This window comes from Streptomyces sp. NTH33 (genome assembly GCF_003236365.1).
GTDB lineage: Bacteria > Actinomycetota > Actinomycetes > Streptomycetales > Streptomycetaceae > Streptomyces.
In genome coordinates this window covers 1-18,868 of record NZ_POTZ01000094.1, presented here as the reverse complement: position 1 = coordinate 18,868, position 18,868 = coordinate 1, and the positions used below count along the sequence as shown (strand labels likewise).

Sequence of the window (18,868 nt, the reverse complement as noted above, 5' to 3'; positions counted from 1 at the left end):
GGACCATGCGCCCGTAGGCGTCGGGCACCCACACCACCGGCCCGCGCTCTGCGGCCAGTTCGACCGCGGCCGGGGCAGGCGCGTACGGCTCGGTGGACACGTCGTGCGCGAGGGCGGGCAGGGGCGGTTCGTTCACAGCGGTACTCCTCACAGATGCTGGATGGCGTCGATGACGGCGGCGGCGAGCTGGTTGATGGGTCCGGCGACGCCGGTGGAGGCGAGGAAGAAGCCGAACCCGGCGGCGGTGAACGCGGCGCCATAGCTGAGGGACTTGGAGCGCAGCAGGAAGAACAGGACGAGTCCGAACAGGGCCACGAGCGAGACGGTGACGGCCACGGGCGGAACCTCCCTTTGGCGGGGTGGGCGGGTGGTCAGTGGGTGCCTTCGCGGTAGATCCGCTGGGCTCGGTTGAAGAGCCAGCGGCCGGCGCGTATGCGCTTGCCGGTGGCCTTGCAGCGGCGGCAGCTCTTGCCGCGCTTGGGCCGTCCCTTGCGGTCGGTTTCCATGGCGAAGCCGAAGCCGTTGCACTTGCGGCAGGTGCCGAACGGGCTGGCCGCACACATTCCGACGTAACCGAGCGTGATGACGAACAGACAGGCGACAGCAAAGGCGATGGGGGTCATGAGAGGCCCTTCCAGGCGGTTTTCGGGGTTTTCGCAGGTGGGGTGCTATGCGCTAGACCGCAGATCAGACACTGTTCGGGGTGCTAGCGGGGGTGCTACCGGTAGCAGGGCGAGGTGCTACCGGTAGCACCGTCCAGGTCTAGGCGGCGCCTCGCTTTTCGTCACGCTCCGCAATCGTCTTCGTGAGGTCGGCGCGGACGATGCCGCGGCGGGTGGTGCGGGTGCCATCGTCGGTGGTCCCGGCCACGTCGCGGGTCTTGATGCCGTGCGGCTTGAGTGCGCTGGTGACGTTCTCGCCCTTCCAGCCGCCGTAGACCTCCGGCCGCAGCTCGGCGAGCCGGGCGGCGATCCGCTCGTTCCACACCCGCTCTTCCGACGGCGGCACGACCGCGGCGACGTCGGCGAGCAGGTCGTACGAGGGGCCGGTCACGGCCTCGGGGTCCTCTCCGAGCGCGTGGCCGGACAGGGTGCCCTCGGCCTTGCGCAGGGCGTAGGCACGCTGGGCAATGGCGTGGGTGGCGTGGTCGTCCAGGTAGGCGGTGCGCACCACGACCGGCAGCGCGGTGGCGCCGGCGAGGTAGCCGTTACCGGCGTCGATCTCCGGGCGGAACGAGGTGGCGCGTACGCCGTTCTTGTACGCGGACGTCCCGAGGATCATGTCGTTCTCGACCTGCCCGGCGACCTTGAGGGCGAAGCGGATGGACACGTTGCCGCTGATGCCGGTCGGGAGCGAGTCTTTGTCCGGGCGCTGCGTGGCCAGGACGAGGATCACGCCCAGGGCGCGACCGAGCTTGATGATGAACTCGGCGTCGTCACCTGCCTGTTTGCCGTACTTGGGGTGCGCGAACAGGTTCTGGCACTCGTCGAACACGCCCACGAGCGGCCACAGCTTGAGTGAGCGCTTGTCGGCGATCTGCCGGGTGATGCGCTTGTCCGGGCACAGGTCCCGCGGCAGCTTCTTGATCGCAGCCGCGCGGCGCATGACTTCCTCGCGCAGCAGCTTCAGGGAGTCGGCCGCGTACTTGATCGAGTCGTCGTCGATGCCGGAGACGAACCGGTGCGAGACGCATTCGAGGGAGTCCAGGTCGCCGGTGCCCTTGTTCTCATGCAGCCACAGTTCGACGGACGGGTCCATGGCGGCGCCGCAGGCCAGCACGCGCACGGAGGCGGTCTTGCCCTGGCCGGGCAGCGAGCCAATCAGGATGTTGTGCTGGATCATCGGTACGGACTGAGCCCGGCCGCGCGGGTCGATGCCGAACGGGATTCGCTTGAAGATGTCGTGCTTGCGGGCGTTGGCGAGCGGCCACTTGACGAGTCCGGTCTTGGACAGGTCCCGGTCCCCCACCCAGAGGATGAGGCGCCCCTCGTGCTCGTTGGGGTCGGCGTCGGGCCACACGCAGCCGAGCGGACGGCGCAGGCCGGAGGCGAGTCGGGCGCGCCGGTCGGCCACGTCGGCGACGGTCACTCCGAGCGGCAGGTCGATGTCCGCGCGCCAGCCCGGGCCCTCGCGGGTGATCGGGGCGACGAACTTGATGCCGTCCTGGCCCTTGGCCACGGCACTGGTGATCTGGCCGATGCCGATGGACGCCATGGCCTTGACCACGATGTCGCTGGTGAGCTTCTGCACCTCGGTCTTGATGACGGCGCGGGTAGCCAGCGGCGCATCCGCCGGCGCTCCCAGCCAGCCCAGTGTCAGCACGGTGAGCGTGGCGGCGATGACCTGCGTGTGCGGCTCGGCTCCGTAGACCAGGAACAGGCCCATGGCCAGGGCGGCCAGGGCACCGAGGATGGTCAGGAGCATCCGCAGCCGCACCCGCCGGTCGCGCTGCCGCGAGAGCTTCAGGTAGAGCTCGGAGTTCTCCCTGCGCGCCTCGGCTTGCCGCAGCGGCTCGCCCTCCGCGTCAACGGCCCAGCGGCCCACGCGGGTCAGGGTGTTGGCCAGGCCGCGCGGCGAGCGCCAGATGAGCTTGGGCACGTACAGGAACGGCACGCGGACCGCGTGGAAGGCGATGGTGTGCCAGACGTGCCCGGCCAGCCACCGCATCGCGTCGGCGAATTCCGGGCCCGACTTCACCCACGCCGGGAGGATGTCCAGCCGCTTGGAGTCGCGGATGCGGTCGATCAGCCCGGGGCCCGACTGAGTCGGCGCCGGACGGTCGACCAGGGTCGGGCCGGAGTCGCCCGACTCCCCCTCGCCCGGGTCGGCCGACTCGGGCGGCTGCGGGTCGCCCGACCGGTCGGGCCTGGAATCGGGCGACGCGTCGGGCGCGCGGTCGGCCGACTCGGTGCGGGCCGACCGGGCCTTGCCCAGGTCGACCACGGCGCCGTCGGAGTCGGCGGCCATCTCGGCTTCGAGCCGGTTGAAGAGTTCGTTGTCGTCGTCGGGATGTTTCACTGAGGGTTCCTTCTCTCTGGGAGGATGCGGGGCCCGGCCGCTGCTTTGGTCGGTTTGGGACCGGGCCCCGTACAGGTCAGGCGGCGCGCTGTTCCTCGGGATAGGCGCAGAGGAGGCACACCCCGAGCGAGGTCGGGATGCAGTAGCTGTAGGTGATCCGGCACTGCGGGCAGGTGCGGCGGGCGAGCATCGCCAGGGCGAGCGCACCCCACTTGCGGGAGGTCATCGGCCGCACCGGCTTCGCGTGGTCGACGCGGTAGAGGTAGGCGACCTGCACCCTGGCCTTGCGGCCCCGGTGGCGGCGCATCACCTGTGCGGCGACCGGCTGTCCGCCCGGTCGAAGCCCGGCCGCACGCAGCTGACGGCGGGTGGCGTAGCCGTCCGGGGCGAATCGCCACGGGTACGTGGGGACCCCGAACCGGGCGCCGGACGGGTCGAAGCACTTGCCGTAGGCGGTCATCAGGCAGCCACCCCCACGACCAGGGCATCGGTGCGCGCCCCGGCGCGGCCGGCGCGACGTCCGGTGATGGTGGCGAACAGCCGCCCCAGCCCAGCACGGCGGGTTCCGGCACGGGTCTGCTTGGCCGCGTACATCGCCTCATCCGCCCGCCGCAGCAGAGCGGACAGGTCGTCGCCGGGGAAGTCCGCAGCGCGCACCCAGCCGAGCGAGACCGTGGTGTGTACGGCCGGGTCCTGGCCGTCGACCGGGCGGGCGAGCACGCCATGCAGCACGGCGAGCAGGTCGGAGGCGGTGCCGTGGTCGTCGATCAGGACGGCGGCGAACTCATCGCCTCCGAGCCGCCCGGCCACCCCGGAGCGGCCGACGTGGTGGGCGAGCCGGTCCGCGGTCGCCTTCAACAGCGCGTCCCCGGCCGCATGCCCGAAGGTGTCGTTGATCTGCTTGAAGCGGTCGACGTCGGCCAGTACCACGACCGCCCGGGGGTCCCGCAGCAGAGCCGTGGCGCGACGGGTGAACGCCTCGCGCGTCCGCAGCCCGGTCAGCGGGTCACGGCGGGCGACGTTCAGGCGCCTCCGTAGCCACAGCGTGTGCGCCGTCCAGCCGGAGGCGACCGGCGCCGCCGCGGCCAGCATGGTCAACACGGTGTTCATGCCGCCGCCTCCTCGGTCCTCTCGTCGCCGTCGACGGAGTGCAGGCGGCGCCCCTCGGCCCGCTCGCTCAGCAACAGGTCGCGCAGCACACGGGAGTTGCCAGCCGAGCAGTGCAGCGTGGTCCGGATGGCTTCCGCGTTGATCGCGTCATCGGCCCAGTCGGCCGTGGCCTCGCGTGCCTCGGCGAGCAGTTCCGCCGGGGTACGCGGCGCCTTGGCAGTCTTGGCCTTGCCCTTGGTGCTGGCCGGGCGCTTGCGCGGCGTCTTGGGCGCCTCCGGCTTCGGCTTCTCTGTCTGCTGCTGCGGCACGGGCGGGACGTCCTCGCTCGCCGGGGCCAGCTCGCCCAGCTTCAGCAGCACCCGTTCCGGGCGCGGGGTCTTTGACCGCCACCGCCGGCCGTGCCGCTCGCGCAGCCGGGCGCGGGCCAGCTGCCGCTCACGCTCCCGCTTTAGTGCCTCGGAGTAGGAGGTGATCTCCCACAGCGTCATCCGCCGCCACAGGGCGAACGTCGACAGCGGGGCGAGCATCCAGCGGGAGAACCGCACCTTCTCCATCCGCCTGCCGGTGGCGGCGCCGATCCGGACGGCGTAGACGTGGGCGCCGATCTCGGAGAACACCACCCACAGCAGGGGCATCGTGCCGTGTGCGACCTTGGCCCACAGCGTGTGCCCGGCGGCGACGTTCAGCCCGCACGTGACCAGCGTCAGCGCCCAGGGCACGAACCGCACCCATGCCAACGCCATGTCCATCCGGATCAGCAGCAGGTTGGCCACGGTGAACACCGGAATGGCCACGTCGATGCCGACCGGCAGCATCCACGGCGCGCCGAAGCCCCAACGGGCGGCGGCAGAGGAGACCGCGTCGAACGAGGCGATCAGCCCCAGGGCGCCAACCCCGGCCGCGGCCAACGCGCCTAATCCGGCAAGGCCCATCTCCGGCTTCGTCAGCGGCGGCACCGTGGGCCGCGCCGTCTCGGTTGCGGTCGTCATGCCGCCGCTCCCTTCCGGGAGGACCGGCGGCGCCTCGCCGGGCTCGCCAGCGGAACGACGTTGAACAGCTCCGGGGCGTGCGCCTCGATCACCTCGGCGGCGATGCGGGCCACGTCGTCCGGCAGGTTGCTGTACTCGGGGTCGGCGAGGATGTCGCGCGCCGCGTCCAGGCGGGCCGCACGCTCCTCGTCCGTCTCGCCCTCGACCCCGAGCCACAACTCAACCGGGGTGCCAAGGGCCAACTCCACGAAGTCCTCAGCGGATACGGCCTGTTGATGGCCGACGTACGTGCGCATGGTGCTCTCCTGAGTCGAAGGAGCAGGGAGAACCGCAGCGACGGGCGACCTTGCTGGGGAGTCCCGCCGCCGCGGAGGTTTCAGATTGACCTATGTCAATCTGACTGTCAAGAGGGTCGGGCGGAGGCGTAGAGATTGACCTAGGTCCAGCTACTCTCGAACCCATGGAGCAGAGTCCAGAAGCGCCCAAGCAGACGCCCACAGCCAAGGAGATCGCCGCGGATTTTCGCGAGAAGATCACGGGCCCGAACCGCAAGTACGATCCGGGAGACCGGCTCCCTGCGGCTCGCAAGCTCGCCAAAGACCTTGGCGTGCAGCTCATGACCGTGCAGAGCGCCTACGGCCAGCTCCGTGACGAGGGACTGGTTCTCACCCAGCAGGGTCGCGGGACGTTCGTCCGAGACCCGTCGGTGCCGCTCGGTACCGAGCCGGGCAGTAGTCCCGCGTTCACCGCACTGGCAGCAGAACTCAGCTCGATTCATGACGCTCTTCGCCTGCTCGGTGAGCGACTGGACCGCCTTGAACAGCTTGTCGGCGACGAGACCCCACCCTCGCCGTAAGTTCGTCCGCTCGCCGTAGCAGTCGTTCGACCGTGGCGCGCGCCTCGCTCAGACTCGCTTCAATCAAGGCAAGTTCCGTGGGAGTCAGGCCTCCCAACTCGCCGCTCCGCTCATTGATCCCTGACATGCCAATGAGCATGCGGCCGGAAACGAAAGAGGACCCGGACAGACTGTCCGGGTCCTCTTTCCTTGCAGGTCAAGCAGGTTGACGCCTCGTCACCGAGTGGCTTCCTCCACGGCGTCGAGCACTGCGGCCCACGGGAGTTCGCGCCCCGCCGGCGCTTCCCTCGGTTCGTACAGCGGCCAGACGTCCGGGCCGTAGACGACGTGCACTCCCCCGGCCCGAAGGGCGTCGACGTGGCCCTGCCACGCAGGGTGGCGAGCGTGCGCCGCGTTCACCCGGGGGAAGAGGACAACCGGCAGACCGAGGGTGCCGATGGCCTCGCCAACCTGTGTCAGCGCCTGGTTGTCCATGAGGCCGGTCGCGAGCTTGGCGACCGTGTTGGCCGACGCGGGAGCAACCACGTAGCAGTCAACCGGCGGATGCGGTCGGTCCTCTCCGGGGAGACGCGGTTCGTCACGCACAGGCAGGCCGGTGAGCTTCTCCAGCCGCTCAACCTCGCCGATCATCCGCAGCCACTTACCTGCGGTCGGCGTGAGAGTGACGGCCACCTGCCATCCTCGGTCCATCGCGGGCTCGACAAGACCGGTACGCAGAGCCTCAACGCCTCCGGCTGCCGACCCGACCACACCGAGCACCCCGCGCTTGCCTGAACTCACTGCACCGCCCTGCATCGCTGAGCCATCACGAACACCTCGGACGAACGCGAACCGCCGGTCACGGGAGACTGCTTGATCAGGTCTCGCAGCGTCTCGCGCACCCTCGGATTGTTGCGTACGAGCTGCGGCGATGTCCGCTCAGCTGTACGTAGCTCCGTGAACGCTTCATCCCCCTGTCCAGCGAGGGACAAAGCACGGGCGAAGTCGATACGGTGCGAGACGCTGCGCTCCTGCGGCATGTGGTCGACGTTGATCCGGCCGTGTTCCGCCACGTACGAGACGTTGTCGAGGTCCAGCTCAATGGACAGGCGATGGAGCAGTACGTTCGTCGGCCCGAACCCGGTCTGCCAGTAGTTCCCATCCGACCCGAGGTCATCCGCGAGTTCTTCGGCGCGGTCCAGTAGCGCCGTTGCGGTGGGCCGGTCCTGATGCCGTGCCGCCGCGACGGCGGCACGCAGGTGGATCATGCCCAGAAGGCTGAGCGCCGCCGGGTTGCTGTCGGTCACCTGAGCCGACAGCCACGTAGCTGCCGTGTTGCCCAGCTCCAGCGCATCGTCATAGCGCCCGTTGGCGAGCAAGGCATGCGTGCCGGATCGCGCAGCCGACGCCAACACGAGCGGGTCGTCCGACTCGTCAGCGGCTCGCATCGCGCGCTCGGCAGCAAGCCATGAGATGTCCGACTCGCCGATCTTCGCAAGAGTCGTAGCCGCAAGGTGGTGCGTACGGGCTGACACTGCCCAGCAGTCGCCACGGTCATCGCCTCGGCGCGCCGCTCGGTCCTCCAGTTCCTGTGCGGTCTGAAGAAGCGCCGGCAAGGCTGCGATCACGCTGCCGAGCCGTCCGCCCTGATAGTCGTTCCATGCCTGCTCGACACGCACAGCCACAGGGGCAGGTGTCGGAAGCTGGGTCTCAGCTTCGGGGCCGAAGAGCAGACGCGAGAGCCGACGCGGGCTCATGAGGGCATCACGTACGGCGGGGACATCGTCCTGTTGCCGCTCGTCTTCCATGAGCACGGTCTGACCGAGCAGATCCCCGAGAGGCACGCGCAGGGTGCGCGACAGCTCCGCAAGCATGTCGATACGGGGCGGCTTCCGACGTCCCGTCTCGATCTTCGCGAGCCAGTCAGTGCTACGACCGACCAGACCGGCCAGCACCTCTTGCGTGTAGCCGCGGCGCTTCCGGTAGAACGCGATGCGCTCGCCGATGCTGAGATGATCTCCAAGACCACGCATGTGGTGTTGCCTCCCGCTGCTGAGTAGGGGCGTCTTTCACGGTACCGACACGGCGGGGAAGGAGTAAGTGATCTCAGCCCTTACCGCCAATGACCAGCGTGCGGCACTGAGCAGGAGCGGACCCGGACGGATTGTCCGGGTCTGATGGAACCGCGCTGGGAGGTGTCCGTACTGTCCGGCTGTCCGGTTAGGGCTCTCACTTGCACAAACAGCCCGGACAGCCCAAAGTGCCGCTGTCCGGGCTGTCCGGTCACAGACGGCTGCAACACGCAGGGGGTGTTACAGCCCGTCGGCGAAGCCGACCTCTCCAATGGACGTAGGAGCCGGAGGCGACTTCCGATCTGCTCTGGCTCACGAGGGGTACACAGCAGGGTTCGGAACTTTCCCTACCTGATTGAAATTTGTGCGGCTGCCAGCAGGGCTTGCCGAACATCGTCCGGCACCTCTCCGAGCAGTCGTCCGCATAGGAGAGTCCGAGCAAGCGATTCCACAAGCCGGTTCTGGCCTTCTGGTACTTCCCAGATTTCTCCATGAACCACCTTGCTACGCAGTCCAAACAGCTTTCCCACGGGTCCGCGCCAGACGTCCTCAGGAATGGCAAGGAGATCAGCAAGACGGGTTCGGACCGGCCTGATGTCCGTCGTCCTGACCATCTCAAGGCTCTCCACCACCAGCCACCATGCAATGAAGCGCACCGTCTGGTCAGTCTCTGCATCAGCACGCCAATACCACTGACATGCCAGTGTGATGCGGCGGCGCTCGTCAGAGTCGAGGGCTTGGTTCCTTTCGATTAGCGGCGACACATCTGCAGCCAACGCCTTTGCTTCGAGATGCCGGAGCACAGCCTGAGACTCGGCGGAGAATAACCCGGTATCGATCCGTCGGTTCCAGTGCCAGTCCTCGAAGGTTTCTCCGACCTCTTCGGTTATGGGGATGGCGAGCAGGCGGGGGCCGATCCGTAGGTCTAGCAGCGTCTTCAAAGACGCCAGGCCTTGGCGACCCTTGACCATCAGGTCCTCGTAGTCATCTGTGCCTGCGTCGTCGATGACGTAGATGATCTCGACGAAAGAAACGGCTTTGAGATCATCCTCCCAGCCTGAGACAGCCAGGTTCAGATCCGGGCACGGTAGATACGTGCTTCCGTTGGGTCCTTCAAATACACGCCCAAACTCGGGAATGATGTGATGCCGTGCGGTACGTCCCTTCATTGCTGTCGGAACACGCATGCCCCCGCGCTGCACATCGCCGTTACAAAAGCGTACCCGCAGATTCGGCCAAACCATCTCCAGTGCCGGATACGGAACGAGCCGGAGGGTCTTGTAAACCACGCGGTAGGCGGGCTTCCCACTGCCCGCTGGGTGGCGATCATCGCAGCCCTGCCAGCCTTTGGCATTGAACTCCTGAGGAGTCTCGGGTGACTGCTGCCAGGAGTCAAGGAACCCTTCGACCCCCGTGAGCTTCTCGGGTGGCACCTCTTCCACAGAGCCGGTGGCGTCTGTGATGTAGGCGCGGTAGTCCGCCATCGACTCCTCTATCCACTTCGAATTCAACGGCGCTTGCGGTACGCATCTAACCCGTGAGTATCGCTCCGCCGCCGGGACATGGTGGCGACTCTAGCCTCTGTGTTATTGCGAGCTCGACCAAGCCGGTACACAGCACTTCCACACCATCAGTAGCCGTGCCCACGACTCCCAGTACGTCACGCGTGCCCGTGCTCATCACTCCACCAATGGTCGGCTGCCACCGCAGCAAGTCTGTCCGGCCGCGCGATCACGGAGCAAGACCGCACGGGAAGAGCGGCCGGCGCAGTCCCGGCCGCGGCCAACTGAGGGCTCCTGCGACACAGCTCCGACACACTGTGTGTCTCCGTACCACAACGGACTGGCTCCCGCGCAGGTCAGAGGGGATGCACGGCTCGATCGGCGCAATCACTCCGGAGCCGTGTGCGCAGGTTCGAATCCTGCCGGGGGCACTCCGGAACAGAACTCCTGACCTGCAGAAATACAGGTCAGGAGTTTTTGCGTTCACGTCAAAACGCACACGGTCTTTTGACCGTTGCCCTTTTTCGGCCCCGTGGCAACCCGAACGACGCGACCAGCCTCACCTGTTGACGCATTTATGCAGGTCAAGGACGCTTCGCGAAGCGTCCGAGGGCCAGACTCGCGACGAAATTCCGACCCCGGCACGGACCTGGAGGCAAGCCTCGCTTCTTGCCCGAGAACGGCACCTGACCTGCCCAAATGTGGCCGACAGCACACAGAAACGCCAACGGTCTGGTGGGTCGTTGCTCTTTACGCCCGGCGGCATGAATCTGCCGACTCCGAGACCCGTATGACACTCAGGACCATGGTGGCCTGAATAGCCGTGTGCCCGAGAAGCGGTGTTTATTTTGTCGGACTCTCGCTGGCTGAGCTCATCCCGGTCCTTCAACCCACACAGCGTCGCGACTGTCTGCCCTCAGGACATGCCACGCCGTTCCTCTCAAGGACCTGTGCCACCACGGTCCCGTCGCAGGGCCTGCTCGACCTCGGCCAGTTCGGCCAGGCGCGTCTGCCAGCAGCTGTCCAGGGTGCGGGCGACCAGGCGGTTTTCTGGCTCATAGACATCATGAGCCCGCTCGGCGCGCTCGGCCTGAGAGCGGGGGCGCCCGACGGCCAGTTCGGCGGCGCGCAGGGAACGCTGGGTGAGGCGGGCGACTTCGTCGGCCGCGGCCAGGGGGCGCGTGGTCTCGGCGACGGGGCACACCACGCTACTTGCTCGCAATCCGCGCATCATTCACAGCCTGTGGGTGAGCCTCGACTGATGCCCGGCGTTCCGCAGTCGGGACGCCGGGCATCATCAGGACGGCGCGATCAGGCGGGGCGAATGTTCTCCGCCTGCGGGCCCTTCTGGCCCTGGGTGACGTCGAACTCGACCTTCTGGCCCTCCTGCAGCTCGCGGAAACCCTGGGCGGCGATGTTGGAGTAGTGGGCGAAGACGTCGGGGCCGCCGCCCTCCTGCTCGATGAAGCCGAAGCCCTTCTCGCTGTTGAACCACTTGACAGTGCCCTTGGCCATGACCGTCTCCTTCGAGGGAAACCGGGCCCGCGCCCTGCGCGCCCGGGAGGTGATCGCCCTGGTCCGGAGAGGCGCTGAACGCAAGAACGCCCGTGATGGCGATCACGGGCGAACGGGACTTCGGAACCACGACTGCTGATCACAACGCTATATCGGCCTGACGGCAGCCGCTAGCGAAAACGCGCCAGGGCCAGCGTTCCGCATGTCGCCTCGCGAAGGATGCGGCCGGCCGCGACGACGTGGGAGTCCGCCCTGTGAGGGGTACCAGCAGGGCCCCAACGGCATCCGCACAGGTGACAGCGTGCCCGGCGCACGCGATGCCGGGCACCGGACCTTCCCTACGGGAAGCCGGGTCAGCTTGCGGAATCGAGCTCGGCAGGCACCGCCTGCGCCGTGGCAGCCCAGGACGCCAGAAACTCGCCCCTGGCCCCGCCCGTCGCGACCGGCTGCCGGATTGCCCCGGTGTGCTTAACAGGGCGCATCCAAAGGGGCATTTTGCAGCAGCTCACGCTCGGAACCATGTCGCAGACCCGCAAAGAAAACGAGCATCGTCTGCCCGTTCACCCCGCTCATTTCGACCGCATCTACGCCGGTCTCCGCAGGCGCATCTACCTCCAGGAAAACTACGGAGAGCATTTCGGCGTCCCAGACAGCCGGCTCGCCCCGCTCGTCGCAGGCTTCCGCACGCGCGAGGAACTCATCGCCGACTGCGATGTCATCCTGCTGGCCAAACCGCTCCACGAAGACCTGGCGGAACTGCGCGAGGGTCAGGTCTTGTGGGGCTGGCCGCACTGTGTCCAGGGCGGCCGGAACAGGCTCTCGATCACCGCATGTTGCGCGAACCGACGCAGGAGCCCGGCGGTCAGCCGGTGCGTCGCCGACACGTACCGCCCGCACGATGCAGGGGATGTCGCCGCAGCCGTTGTCTCGGGATTCCCCTGGGCAGACGACCGGCCCTGCGATCGTCTGAGGGCCACAACTCCATCCACGTCAGGCAGGGTTCCGGCAGCAGCCTGACCGGGATGGGGATCGCCGGCGCCCAGCAGGTGGTGCAGCCGACAGCCGCATCGGACACCGAAAGCCGGACCGACCGACGGTTGCGCTCAGCCCGCAAAGGAGGCTTCCGCTTCCGCCACCGTGGTGTAAGTACGCAGGACCGTGTCAGCGCTGGTGAGGGCGAACCGCTGGAGCAGCAACTGCGGCATGCACGCCAGCACCATCACCACCCCTGCGCCCTCCGCCTGCCGCCGGGCCGACAGCAGCACGTTCAGTCCCGTCGAATCCGAGAACGACAAACCTAAAGCGCCCGGCTGGTCGCCGCCCGCGGCCTCGACGTCACGGCTGGATCGCCCACCTGACGCGCCAGCCTGCGCCCAGCAACGCACCGGATGCCCACTCATTGGGCATCTCAGCGGCACAGCACCACCCGTGGACGGAGAGGTGCTTTCATGACCCGGCGCTACGACATCCGCTGTCCCTGGGGACGCACCTGGTCGAGCAGCGCGGTGACCTGGGGCATGAAGCCCATGTCGGCCATCTGGTCGCCTCGTCGAGGACGGTGGCATCGATGTCGCCAGGTCGGCAGTCGCCACGCTCGATGAGGTCCTTGAGCCGTCCCGGCGTCGCGACGACGACCTCCGCGCCCGCGCGCAGCGCACCGGCCTGTTGCCGATCGACATTCCGCCGACGACGGTGGCCAGCCGCAGCTTCACAGCACGGGCGTAGGAGTGAGCGCGTCGGTGACCTGCTGGGCGAGCTCCCGGGTGGGCACGAGAACGAGGGCCAGCTGCTGCCGTGGCTCGGCGCGCCGACCCGCTGTCAGTGCCGGAGTCACCTGTCCGTGCCGGTGTCGATCAGGATCTGCTCGGCCGGCTTGGAGTTGTCGGAACGGACCGCTTCTGCCACCGCGGCCCGCGCCGCCTCGGGGGGCGTGTCCGGTGGGACCACGAGCAGGGAGAAGTGGTCCTGGTCCCCTCGGGTCACGAGCGCGGTGTCGTCGCCCACGGAGAAGACGTCGATGTGCACCACACGGTCGTCGATGATCATCCGCGTCGGCATTTCGTCCCAGGCCGCGGAGTCGAGGCCGATCCGTGTGATCGGCCCGAGGAGCTCGGTCAGCGCGCTGATCAGGCCGGGCAGTTCGGCGGTGAGATTCCTGGAACGGGGCCACCACGCACCGTCGAGGATGCCTTGGCGGTCGTGGGTGGCCGTGAGCCGCAGGAGTGCCGTTCCGGGGCGCACGGACTCGCGCGCACCGTCCGCCAGAAGTCCTGCCGGAGGCGGGTAATCGGAGTCGGGCATTGCGCTCACCTGCCTGTTCGGGTGCGGCAGGCCGCTGTTGCCGGTGGTGGAGCGGCTGCCGAGGAGGGCATCCTGCTTCCTCGCGTCCACGCTACTCCTGCCGGCGTCAGGCGCGGTCGCTCAGCGCGACGGTCGTGAGCGGTTCGGCCGCCTCCTCGGTGGTGTTGGGCAGCACGACCTGCAGGTCCCAGCGGCCGTGGCCGGGGGCGAGCAGGACCCGGCGTGCGACATGCCCTCGGTGCATCCACCGTACTCCCGGGCGCCCCCGTCCGATGGGGAGCGGACGGCACCGCCGTACCCGTCCCGGCGTTCTCGGCCATCGTCGGTCCACCAGGGGGGCGCGGCCCCGGGAGTACGGTGGATGCACCGAGGGCATGTCGCGCGCCGACACCGGTGCCGCTCTCGGCGACCGACGACGCCGGGCCGGATCCGCCCGTGCCCGGGGCAGGGCTTGCCTCATGACCATGAACGTGCCGGTTTCGCCGACGACCACAGAACTCCTTGGGCGGCCCGCCGGCCCGGACCGGCGCGGTACGCGGAAGCCCGGCCCGTCGAGGCCGGAACGAGGCTCCTCGCCCCGGGAGGGGCAACGCGTCCGCACGCTGACCCGGCGTCAGATCGAGGACCATCTGCAGGAACTGGGCGATCTGTACGCGGAAACGTCCGGCGGCGGCCCCTGGGCGTGGAACCAGGCCCGCGGCGCCTTCCTGCGGCGGCTGGCGGCCGACGTACGGCGACCGGGATTCGAGTTGTTGATCGCGGAGACCACCGCGCTGACCGGATGCGCCTACGGCTTCCCCGTACGCGGCGACGGTCCCTGGTGGGAGGGCTTCGAGGGACACCTTCCGGGGAGGCTGCTCCGTCTCGCCGCCTCCGGACGCCTCTTCGTGATCTCCGGGATCCACGTTCCGTCCCGCGTACGCAGGCAGAACCAGAACCGTGCCTGGAACCTCGCCCGGCGCCTGCAGAAACGGCTGCTCACCGACCACGGTGCCGCCGTCGCCGTCACGCTGGTGAACCGCTCCGACCACAGAACCGTCGAGGCGCTGCGGTCCTGGGGGTGGCGGTACATCGAAGGCGACACACCTCGGACGGCCCCGCTCGGCCCGTTCCGCGTCCTGGTCCTCGAGACCTGAGCACCTGAGCACCACGTCCCGCGTCACGCTGTCACGGCTCTCACGGCGATGGCAGGCGCAGGGCGAGGAGGGCCACGTCGTCGGTGCTGCCGGGCGGCATGCGAGCGGGCAGTCGGTCGCACAGCGTGTCCAGCGGTTCGTGGGCGAGAGCGAGGGCGTGGCGGCGCAGACGGGCGAGGCCGGTGTCCAGGTCGCTGCCGGGGATTTCGATCAGGCCGTCGGTGTAGAGCAGCAGGGTGGAGCCCGGTGGCAGGGATTGCGCGGCGCTCGGCCGGCCGGCGCCGGTGCCCGGAGGGGCGCCGAGGAGGAGTCCCTGTCCCGCTTCGAGGTACCGCGCCTGTCCGTCCTGGGTCAGCAGGAGGGGCGGCGGATGCCCCGCGCTGGTCCACCGCAGCGTCCATGGGCCGGTGTGCGGGCTGCCTTCGAGGAGGGCGAGGACGAGGGTGGCCATGGGGACGGTGGTGATGGCGGACATGGCGTCGTCGAGGCGGTCGACGACGGCGCCGGGCGGGCCGGTGTGGTCCCAGGCCAGTGAGCGCAGGATGCCGTGCAGTTGCGCCATGCCGGCCGCCGCGGTCAGGTCGTGGCCCACGACGTCGCCGATGACCAGCGCGAGCGTGCCGTCCTTCCGCTCGAACGCGTCGTACCAGTCGCCACCGACCTGGGAGCCGGCCGGGGCCGGCTGGTAGCGGGCGGCCAGCCGCAGGCGGCCGGGCTGGGGCAGTGGCGCGAGCAGGTTGCGCTGCATGGCCTCGGCGACGGCGCGCTGGCGGCCGAAGCGGCGGGCGTTGTCGATGACCAGGCCGACCCGGCGGCCGATGTCGCTCACCACTTTCAGGTCGTCGGTGTCGAAGGGGTGCGCCGGGTCCGTGCGCACCAGCGTCAGGGCGCCGGTGATCTGCCGCCGGGCGCCCAGCGGCACCGTGACGGCGGACGTCGCGCCGGCGGCCCGCAGGAAGCCGCCGTGGACGGCGGCCAGGGCAGAGGCGGTCGGTGCGGCCACGTCCGCCTCGCGCTGCAGGACGGGATCACCGCCATTCAGCACCTGGACCAGAGGAGAGCGGGCCTCCTCCCCGGCCTCGGGAAGGCGCTCGCGCCAGTCCTCCTGTGCGGCGTCCCGGCCCTCGGGACCCGTCACCGCCACACGGTGGACCTGTCCGGAACCGACCCGGAGGTCCACCGCCGCCCAGTCGGCGAGGCGGGGAACCAGCAGGCGGCCCAGCCGGGCGAGGGCCTCATCGGTCTCCAGCGTCTGACCGAGCACGTCGGTGATCTCCGCGACCAGCGTCAGCCGCTCGGTGAGGTCCTCCAGAGCACGTGTATAGGCCGCACGCTCCCGACGCGCGCTGCGGTCGCCGACGGCGTCGGTGAACAGCACGGCCATGCCCATGAAGGCGCCGTCGTCCGTCAGGGGAGAAGCGGACCAGGAGATCCCGATCAGGCGACCGTCACCGCGCAGACAGATGTCGCCTTCCCCCCGCGCCTCGGCCCTCTCGGCCACGGCCCGCAGCAGCGGGCACTGCTCCCGGGGGATCCTGCCGCCGTGCGCATCCCGGTGCAGCAGGTCGTGTGCGTCCTCCCCGCGCATCGCCGCGGCGGCGCGGCCCAGCAGCCGCTCGGCGGCCGGGTTGACCGCGAGAATCCGTCCGGCGGGGTCCACCACGAGCAGGGCCGTGCCCAGCTGCCCGACGACCTGCTGCCAGAAACCCGGCTCGGCCGCCGACCACCACTGCCCCTCATCTCCCACACCCTCCACCACGCCGCCCCTCCAGTCATGGAAACCCTCGCCGAAGACCGCGGGCGCATCGGCGGACTGACACACCAGTGGATCGATGCTCCACCGACTTGGCACCGGTCAGCTCGGCGTCCTTGCCTACTGCCCATGGTGTACGACGGGTACGGGTAGTGGTCGTCGCCGAGCCGGTCGGCGGCGTACGGCTGCCTTCGGCGGAGACAACAGCTGAACGCATCCAGTCCGAGGCGGGCGTCCGCACCGACCGGGCGCCGGACGGCCCGGGATGGCACATCGAGGTGTGCTGCGTCCTGGCCGAAGGCCACAGGGCGTTGGACACCGCCCGGAACGTCCACAACCAGGTACGGGCCGCTGTCATCTCCCACCTCGCCGCACACGGCGCCCCGGAAGCGGCCACCGTCACCGTCACGGTCGCCCGTATCGTCGCCCGGCACCACACAGCATGAGCGCCACACGCGACGGCCACACGACGACCCCGACTGCTGCGTGCCGGGCCGAGCGCCGCACCCGTCCCGCAGCGGATGAACCAGAAGAGGAGGCGAAACCGGAGACGGAGCGCCCCGGTGACCGCCCGGCGCGGACCGACAGGCGGCGGGCCCGGGTGCGGGCCACAGCCCCCGTGCGTCGGCGAACCGGCTGGTACGGGGGGTGTTACGGGATCGCCAAGCGCCAGATGCGGGCCCAGGTGGAGGCGTACTGGCGCGGCAGCGGGCCGGTGGTGTAAGGGATGCCGTACTTCTCGCACAGCTTGCGCACTCGGGGAGCGATCTGGGCGTAGCGGTTGCTGGGCAGGTCGGGGAAGAGGTGGTGCTCGATCTGGTGGCTGAGGTTGCCGGTGAAGATGTGCAGGAGAGGGCCGCCGTCGATGTTCGCCGAGCCGAGTGCCTGCCGTACATACCACTGGCCGCGCGACTCGCCCTCGATCTCGTCCTCGGTGAAGGATTCCGCGCCGGCGGGGAAGTGGCCGCAGAAGATGACGGTGTGCGCCCAGATGTTGCGGGTCACGTTGGCGGTGAGGTTGCCGAGCAGGCAGGGCAGTGCGGACGGGCCGGCCAGCAGCGGGAAGAGGACGTAGTCCTTGGTGAACTGCCGTGCCGCCTTGCGGGCCATCCCGGCGAGGTCGCCCAGGAACGCGCGCCCGGACTTGCGGCCCTGGACGACTGCCTCGGGCTCCAGGTCGTACAGCGCGATGGCCCACTCGAACAGCGGTGCCAGCAACGGCCCGCCGTAAAGGGGCTGGAGGAGATGGACGGGGTGCCAGGGCTGGTCCGCGCTCATCCGCATGGCGACGTAGCCCAGGTCCCGATCCCGGCCCACGACGTTGGTCCAGGTGTGGTGCAGGTTGTTGTGGGTGTGTTTCCAGGCGGCGGCCGGGGTGGGGAAGTCCCACTCCCAGGTGGTGGAGTGGACAGCAGGGTCGCGCATCCAGTCCCACTGTCCGTGCAGGATGTTGTGGCCCAGCTCCATGTTCTCCAGGATCTTGGCGGTGGTGAGCATCGCCGTTCCGGCCAGCCAGGCGGGCGGCAGCAGGGATACGGCCAGTGTGGCCCGGCCACCGGCTTCCAGGGCGCGGTGCACGGTGATGAGGGTACGGATGTAGCGGGCGTCCTCGGCGCCGCGCTCGGCCAGCACCTCGGCGCGGATGCGGTCCAGTTCCTGCCCGAAGGCGTCGGCTTCGGGCTGCGCGAGAGCGAGCGCAGCGGCCACTGTTCCTCCCCTTTCTTGAATTCCATTCCTCAAAGGCCCGTCAGTTTGGCTCTACAGATCGAGGTGCACGGGTCCACAGGCGGCCGACACGCAGGTCTGGATCAGATCGCCCGGCTCGCCGTGTACGTCGCCGGTCCGCAGGTCGCGGACCCGGCCGGCGGACAGTCGGCTGACGCAGCTGTGGCAGATGCCCATACGGCAGCCGCTGGGCATGACGACACCCGCCGCCTCGCCCACGTCCAGCAGGGGCGTGACGGAGTCGGCGTCCGTCTCGACACCGCTGCGGGTGAAGCGCACCCGCCCACCATGCCCGCCCGGTCCACTGCCGGGCGCGGCCGGTGACGGCGGCCGGAACCGCTCCAGATGCAGTCGGCGCCGGGCATCCGCGTCGCGCCAGGCTCGCTCGGCGAACGCGAGGAGCCCTTCCGGGCCGCAGGCCCAGGTCTCGCGTTCCGCCCAGTCAGGACACAACGCGTCCAGGCGCACCCGGTCCAGCCGCTCTTCCCGGCGGGTGTGGTGTTCGTACAGCGTGAACCAGCTCTCGCGGGCGGCCATGGCCCGGAGCTCACCGCCGAAGACCACTAGGTCGGTGTCCGGCGCGCTGTGCACCAGCACGGTGTCCGGGCGGCGGCCCGTGCGCCCGGCGAGCGCGCGCAGCATGGCCACCACGGGAGTGATGCCGATACCGCCGGTCAGGAACAGCAGGCGCGCCGGCGGCGGGCCGGGCAGCACGAAGTCCCCCTGGACGGGACCGAGGCGCAGCGTTTCCCCGGGCCGGACCCGGTGCGCCAAGTACGGCGACACCCGCCCGTCCGGGATCGCCCGTACGGTGATCACGAAACGCCCGGAGCCGTCCGGCGGGGTCGTGATCGAGTACGTCCGCCAGTGCAGTACGCCGTCGATGCCCACCCCCACTGACACGTACTGCCC

General features: G+C 69.3%; 22 protein-coding genes and 1 pseudogene. 4 read left to right on the top strand and 19 right to left on the bottom strand.

All coding sequences use genetic code 11. The features are described 5' to 3' along the window. Positions 1-147: 147 nt before the first annotated feature. The 7 genes from C1I97_RS12495 to C1I97_RS12465 all read right to left on the bottom strand — a co-directional run bounded on the left by C1I97_RS12495 (position 148) and on the right by C1I97_RS12465 (position 5,413). Entirely contained in the window at positions 148-336 is a 189-nt protein-coding gene (locus C1I97_RS12495; protein ID WP_111003285.1) for a hypothetical protein, read from the bottom strand. A 35-nt stretch (positions 337-371) separates the two neighbouring features. Next, positions 372-623 carry a hypothetical protein gene (locus tag C1I97_RS12490; RefSeq protein ID WP_111003284.1) on the bottom strand — a complete coding sequence of 84 codons (252 nt, stop codon included), beginning with the start codon at positions 621-623 and terminating at the stop codon, positions 372-374. A gap of 139 nt (positions 624-762) precedes the next feature. Next, a complete protein-coding gene (locus tag C1I97_RS12485; RefSeq protein ID WP_181446694.1) occupies positions 763-3,018 on the bottom strand; it encodes a cell division protein FtsK in 2,256 nt (751 codons plus the stop codon). A gap of 76 nt (positions 3,019-3,094) precedes the next feature. Further along, entirely contained in the window at positions 3,095-3,478 is a 384-nt protein-coding gene (locus C1I97_RS12480) for an RRQRL motif-containing zinc-binding protein (RefSeq protein WP_111003283.1), read from the bottom strand. Then, complete coding sequence (locus C1I97_RS12475; protein WP_111003282.1) at positions 3,478-4,128, bottom strand: GGDEF domain-containing protein; 651 nt, start codon at positions 4,126-4,128, stop codon at positions 3,478-3,480. Before C1I97_RS12475 ends, C1I97_RS12480 begins: the two co-directional genes overlap by 1 nt. Continuing rightward, positions 4,125-5,117 carry a DUF2637 domain-containing protein gene (locus C1I97_RS12470; RefSeq protein ID WP_258382535.1) on the bottom strand — a complete coding sequence of 331 codons (993 nt, stop codon included), beginning with the start codon at positions 5,115-5,117 and terminating at the stop codon, positions 4,125-4,127. Before C1I97_RS12470 ends, C1I97_RS12475 begins: the two co-directional genes overlap by 4 nt. Next, complete coding sequence (locus C1I97_RS12465) at positions 5,114-5,413, bottom strand: hypothetical protein (protein WP_111003281.1); 300 nt, start codon at positions 5,411-5,413, stop codon at positions 5,114-5,116. Before C1I97_RS12465 ends, C1I97_RS12470 begins: the two co-directional genes overlap by 4 nt. Before the next feature lie 164 nt (positions 5,414-5,577). On the opposite strand from C1I97_RS12465, the gene C1I97_RS12460 reads away from it, so the two are divergent. After that, positions 5,578-5,973 (top strand): GntR family transcriptional regulator, encoded by a 396-nt coding sequence (locus C1I97_RS12460; protein ID WP_111003280.1) that lies wholly within the window; start codon positions 5,578-5,580, stop codon positions 5,971-5,973. A gap of 216 nt (positions 5,974-6,189) precedes the next feature. Here the strand turns inward: C1I97_RS12460 and C1I97_RS12455 are convergent, their stop codons facing one another. From C1I97_RS12455 to C1I97_RS12435, 5 genes are all read right to left on the bottom strand, one after another. Then, positions 6,190-6,768: a flavoprotein gene (locus C1I97_RS12455; protein ID WP_111003279.1), complete on the bottom strand. Its 579-nt coding sequence runs from the start codon at positions 6,766-6,768 to the stop codon at positions 6,190-6,192. Then, positions 6,750-7,985: a helix-turn-helix domain-containing protein gene (locus tag C1I97_RS12450; RefSeq protein WP_111003278.1), complete on the bottom strand. Its 1,236-nt coding sequence runs from the start codon at positions 7,983-7,985 to the stop codon at positions 6,750-6,752. Before C1I97_RS12450 ends, C1I97_RS12455 begins: the two co-directional genes overlap by 19 nt. Before the next feature lie 386 nt (positions 7,986-8,371). Beyond that, positions 8,372-9,508: a hypothetical protein gene (locus C1I97_RS39240; RefSeq protein ID WP_146608198.1), complete on the bottom strand. Its 1,137-nt coding sequence runs from the start codon at positions 9,506-9,508 to the stop codon at positions 8,372-8,374. Between the two features lie 958 nt (positions 9,509-10,466). Beyond that, positions 10,467-10,748 carry a hypothetical protein gene (locus C1I97_RS12440; RefSeq protein ID WP_146608197.1) on the bottom strand — a complete coding sequence of 94 codons (282 nt, stop codon included), beginning with the start codon at positions 10,746-10,748 and terminating at the stop codon, positions 10,467-10,469. 89 nt (positions 10,749-10,837) lie between these two features. Then, positions 10,838-11,041, bottom strand: coding sequence for a cold-shock protein (locus C1I97_RS12435; protein ID WP_007379522.1), 204 nt, complete (start codon positions 11,039-11,041; stop codon positions 10,838-10,840). Between the two features lie 519 nt (positions 11,042-11,560). On the opposite strand from C1I97_RS12435, the gene C1I97_RS42475 reads away from it, so the two are divergent. After that, the gene (locus C1I97_RS42475; protein WP_309147799.1) at positions 11,561-12,058 is read left to right on the top strand and encodes a hypothetical protein; all 498 of its coding nucleotides are present in this window, start codon (positions 11,561-11,563) and stop codon (positions 12,056-12,058) included. Between the two features lie 86 nt (positions 12,059-12,144). Here C1I97_RS42475 and C1I97_RS12425 read toward each other — a convergent pair whose 3' ends face one another. From C1I97_RS12425 to C1I97_RS39840, 4 genes and pseudogenes are all read right to left on the bottom strand, one after another. Beyond that, a complete protein-coding gene (locus C1I97_RS12425) occupies positions 12,145-12,441 on the bottom strand; it encodes an STAS domain-containing protein (protein ID WP_146608196.1) in 297 nt (98 codons plus the stop codon). Positions 12,442-12,506: 65 nt separating this feature from the next. Then, positions 12,507-12,866, bottom strand: a pseudogene (locus tag C1I97_RS12420) (DEAD/DEAH box helicase); the annotation flags it as partial. Between the two features lie 5 nt (positions 12,867-12,871). Continuing rightward, the gene (locus C1I97_RS12415) at positions 12,872-13,342 is read right to left on the bottom strand and encodes a DUF5994 family protein (RefSeq protein WP_111003288.1); all 471 of its coding nucleotides are present in this window, start codon (positions 13,340-13,342) and stop codon (positions 12,872-12,874) included. Positions 13,343-13,448: 106 nt separating this feature from the next. After that, positions 13,449-13,586 (bottom strand): hypothetical protein, encoded by a 138-nt coding sequence (locus C1I97_RS39840; protein ID WP_181446693.1) that lies wholly within the window; start codon positions 13,584-13,586, stop codon positions 13,449-13,451. 220 nt (positions 13,587-13,806) lie between these two features. On the opposite strand from C1I97_RS39840, the gene C1I97_RS12410 reads away from it, so the two are divergent. Continuing rightward, positions 13,807-14,478 (top strand): hypothetical protein, encoded by a 672-nt coding sequence (locus tag C1I97_RS12410; protein WP_111003287.1) that lies wholly within the window; start codon positions 13,807-13,809, stop codon positions 14,476-14,478. 40 nt (positions 14,479-14,518) lie between these two features. Here C1I97_RS12410 and C1I97_RS12405 read toward each other — a convergent pair whose 3' ends face one another. Beyond that, positions 14,519-16,225, bottom strand: coding sequence for a SpoIIE family protein phosphatase (locus tag C1I97_RS12405; protein WP_258382534.1), 1,707 nt, complete (start codon positions 16,223-16,225; stop codon positions 14,519-14,521). 122 nt (positions 16,226-16,347) lie between these two features. On the opposite strand from C1I97_RS12405, the gene C1I97_RS12400 reads away from it, so the two are divergent. Further along, entirely contained in the window at positions 16,348-16,677 is a 330-nt protein-coding gene (locus tag C1I97_RS12400) for a hypothetical protein (protein WP_181446691.1), read from the top strand. 205 nt (positions 16,678-16,882) lie between these two features. Here the strand turns inward: C1I97_RS12400 and C1I97_RS12395 are convergent, their stop codons facing one another. Together C1I97_RS12395 and C1I97_RS12390 are read right to left on the bottom strand one after the other, a co-directional pair. Beyond that, a complete protein-coding gene (locus C1I97_RS12395) occupies positions 16,883-17,938 on the bottom strand; it encodes a fatty acid desaturase family protein (protein ID WP_111003275.1) in 1,056 nt (351 codons plus the stop codon). Positions 17,939-17,989: 51 nt separating this feature from the next. Continuing rightward, on the bottom strand, positions 17,990-18,868 hold an 879-nt coding region (locus C1I97_RS12390; protein ID WP_111003274.1), incomplete at its 5' end, for a flavin reductase family protein.

Excerpts from the sequence above, each read along its gene's own strand:
- C1I97_RS42475 (WP_309147799.1), top strand. The coding sequence starts at position 11,561 with ATGTCGCAGACCCGCAAAGAAAACGAGCATCGTCTGCCCGTTCACCCC.
- C1I97_RS12435 (WP_007379522.1), bottom strand. The coding sequence starts at position 11,041 with ATGGCCAAGGGCACTGTCAAGTGGTTCAACAGCGAGAAGGGCTTCGGC.
- C1I97_RS39840 (WP_181446693.1), bottom strand. The coding sequence starts at position 13,586 with ATGCACCGAGGGCATGTCGCACGCCGGGTCCTGCTCGCCCCCGGCCAC.
- C1I97_RS12490 (WP_111003284.1), bottom strand. The coding sequence starts at position 623 with ATGACCCCCATCGCCTTTGCTGTCGCCTGTCTGTTCGTCATCACGCTC.
- C1I97_RS12455 (WP_111003279.1), bottom strand. The coding sequence starts at position 6,768 with ATGCAGGGCGGTGCAGTGAGTTCAGGCAAGCGCGGGGTGCTCGGTGTG.
- C1I97_RS12480 (WP_111003283.1), bottom strand. The coding sequence starts at position 3,478 with ATGACCGCCTACGGCAAGTGCTTCGACCCGTCCGGCGCCCGGTTCGGG.
- C1I97_RS12470 (WP_258382535.1), bottom strand. The coding sequence starts at position 5,117 with ATGACGACCGCAACCGAGACGGCGCGGCCCACGGTGCCGCCGCTGACG.
- C1I97_RS12415 (WP_111003288.1), bottom strand. The coding sequence starts at position 13,342 with ATGCCCGACTCCGATTACCCGCCTCCGGCAGGACTTCTGGCGGACGGT.
- C1I97_RS12460 (WP_111003280.1), top strand. The coding sequence starts at position 5,578 with ATGGAGCAGAGTCCAGAAGCGCCCAAGCAGACGCCCACAGCCAAGGAG.
- C1I97_RS12465 (WP_111003281.1), bottom strand. The coding sequence starts at position 5,413 with ATGCGCACGTACGTCGGCCATCAACAGGCCGTATCCGCTGAGGACTTC.
- C1I97_RS12410 (WP_111003287.1), top strand. The coding sequence starts at position 13,807 with ATGAACGTGCCGGTTTCGCCGACGACCACAGAACTCCTTGGGCGGCCC.
- C1I97_RS39240 (WP_146608198.1), bottom strand. The coding sequence starts at position 9,508 with ATGGCGGACTACCGCGCCTACATCACAGACGCCACCGGCTCTGTGGAA.
- C1I97_RS12425 (WP_146608196.1), bottom strand. The coding sequence starts at position 12,441 with ATGAGTGGGCATCCGGTGCGTTGCTGGGCGCAGGCTGGCGCGTCAGGT.
- C1I97_RS12475 (WP_111003282.1), bottom strand. The coding sequence starts at position 4,128 with ATGAACACCGTGTTGACCATGCTGGCCGCGGCGGCGCCGGTCGCCTCC.
- C1I97_RS12450 (WP_111003278.1), bottom strand. The coding sequence starts at position 7,985 with ATGCGTGGTCTTGGAGATCATCTCAGCATCGGCGAGCGCATCGCGTTC.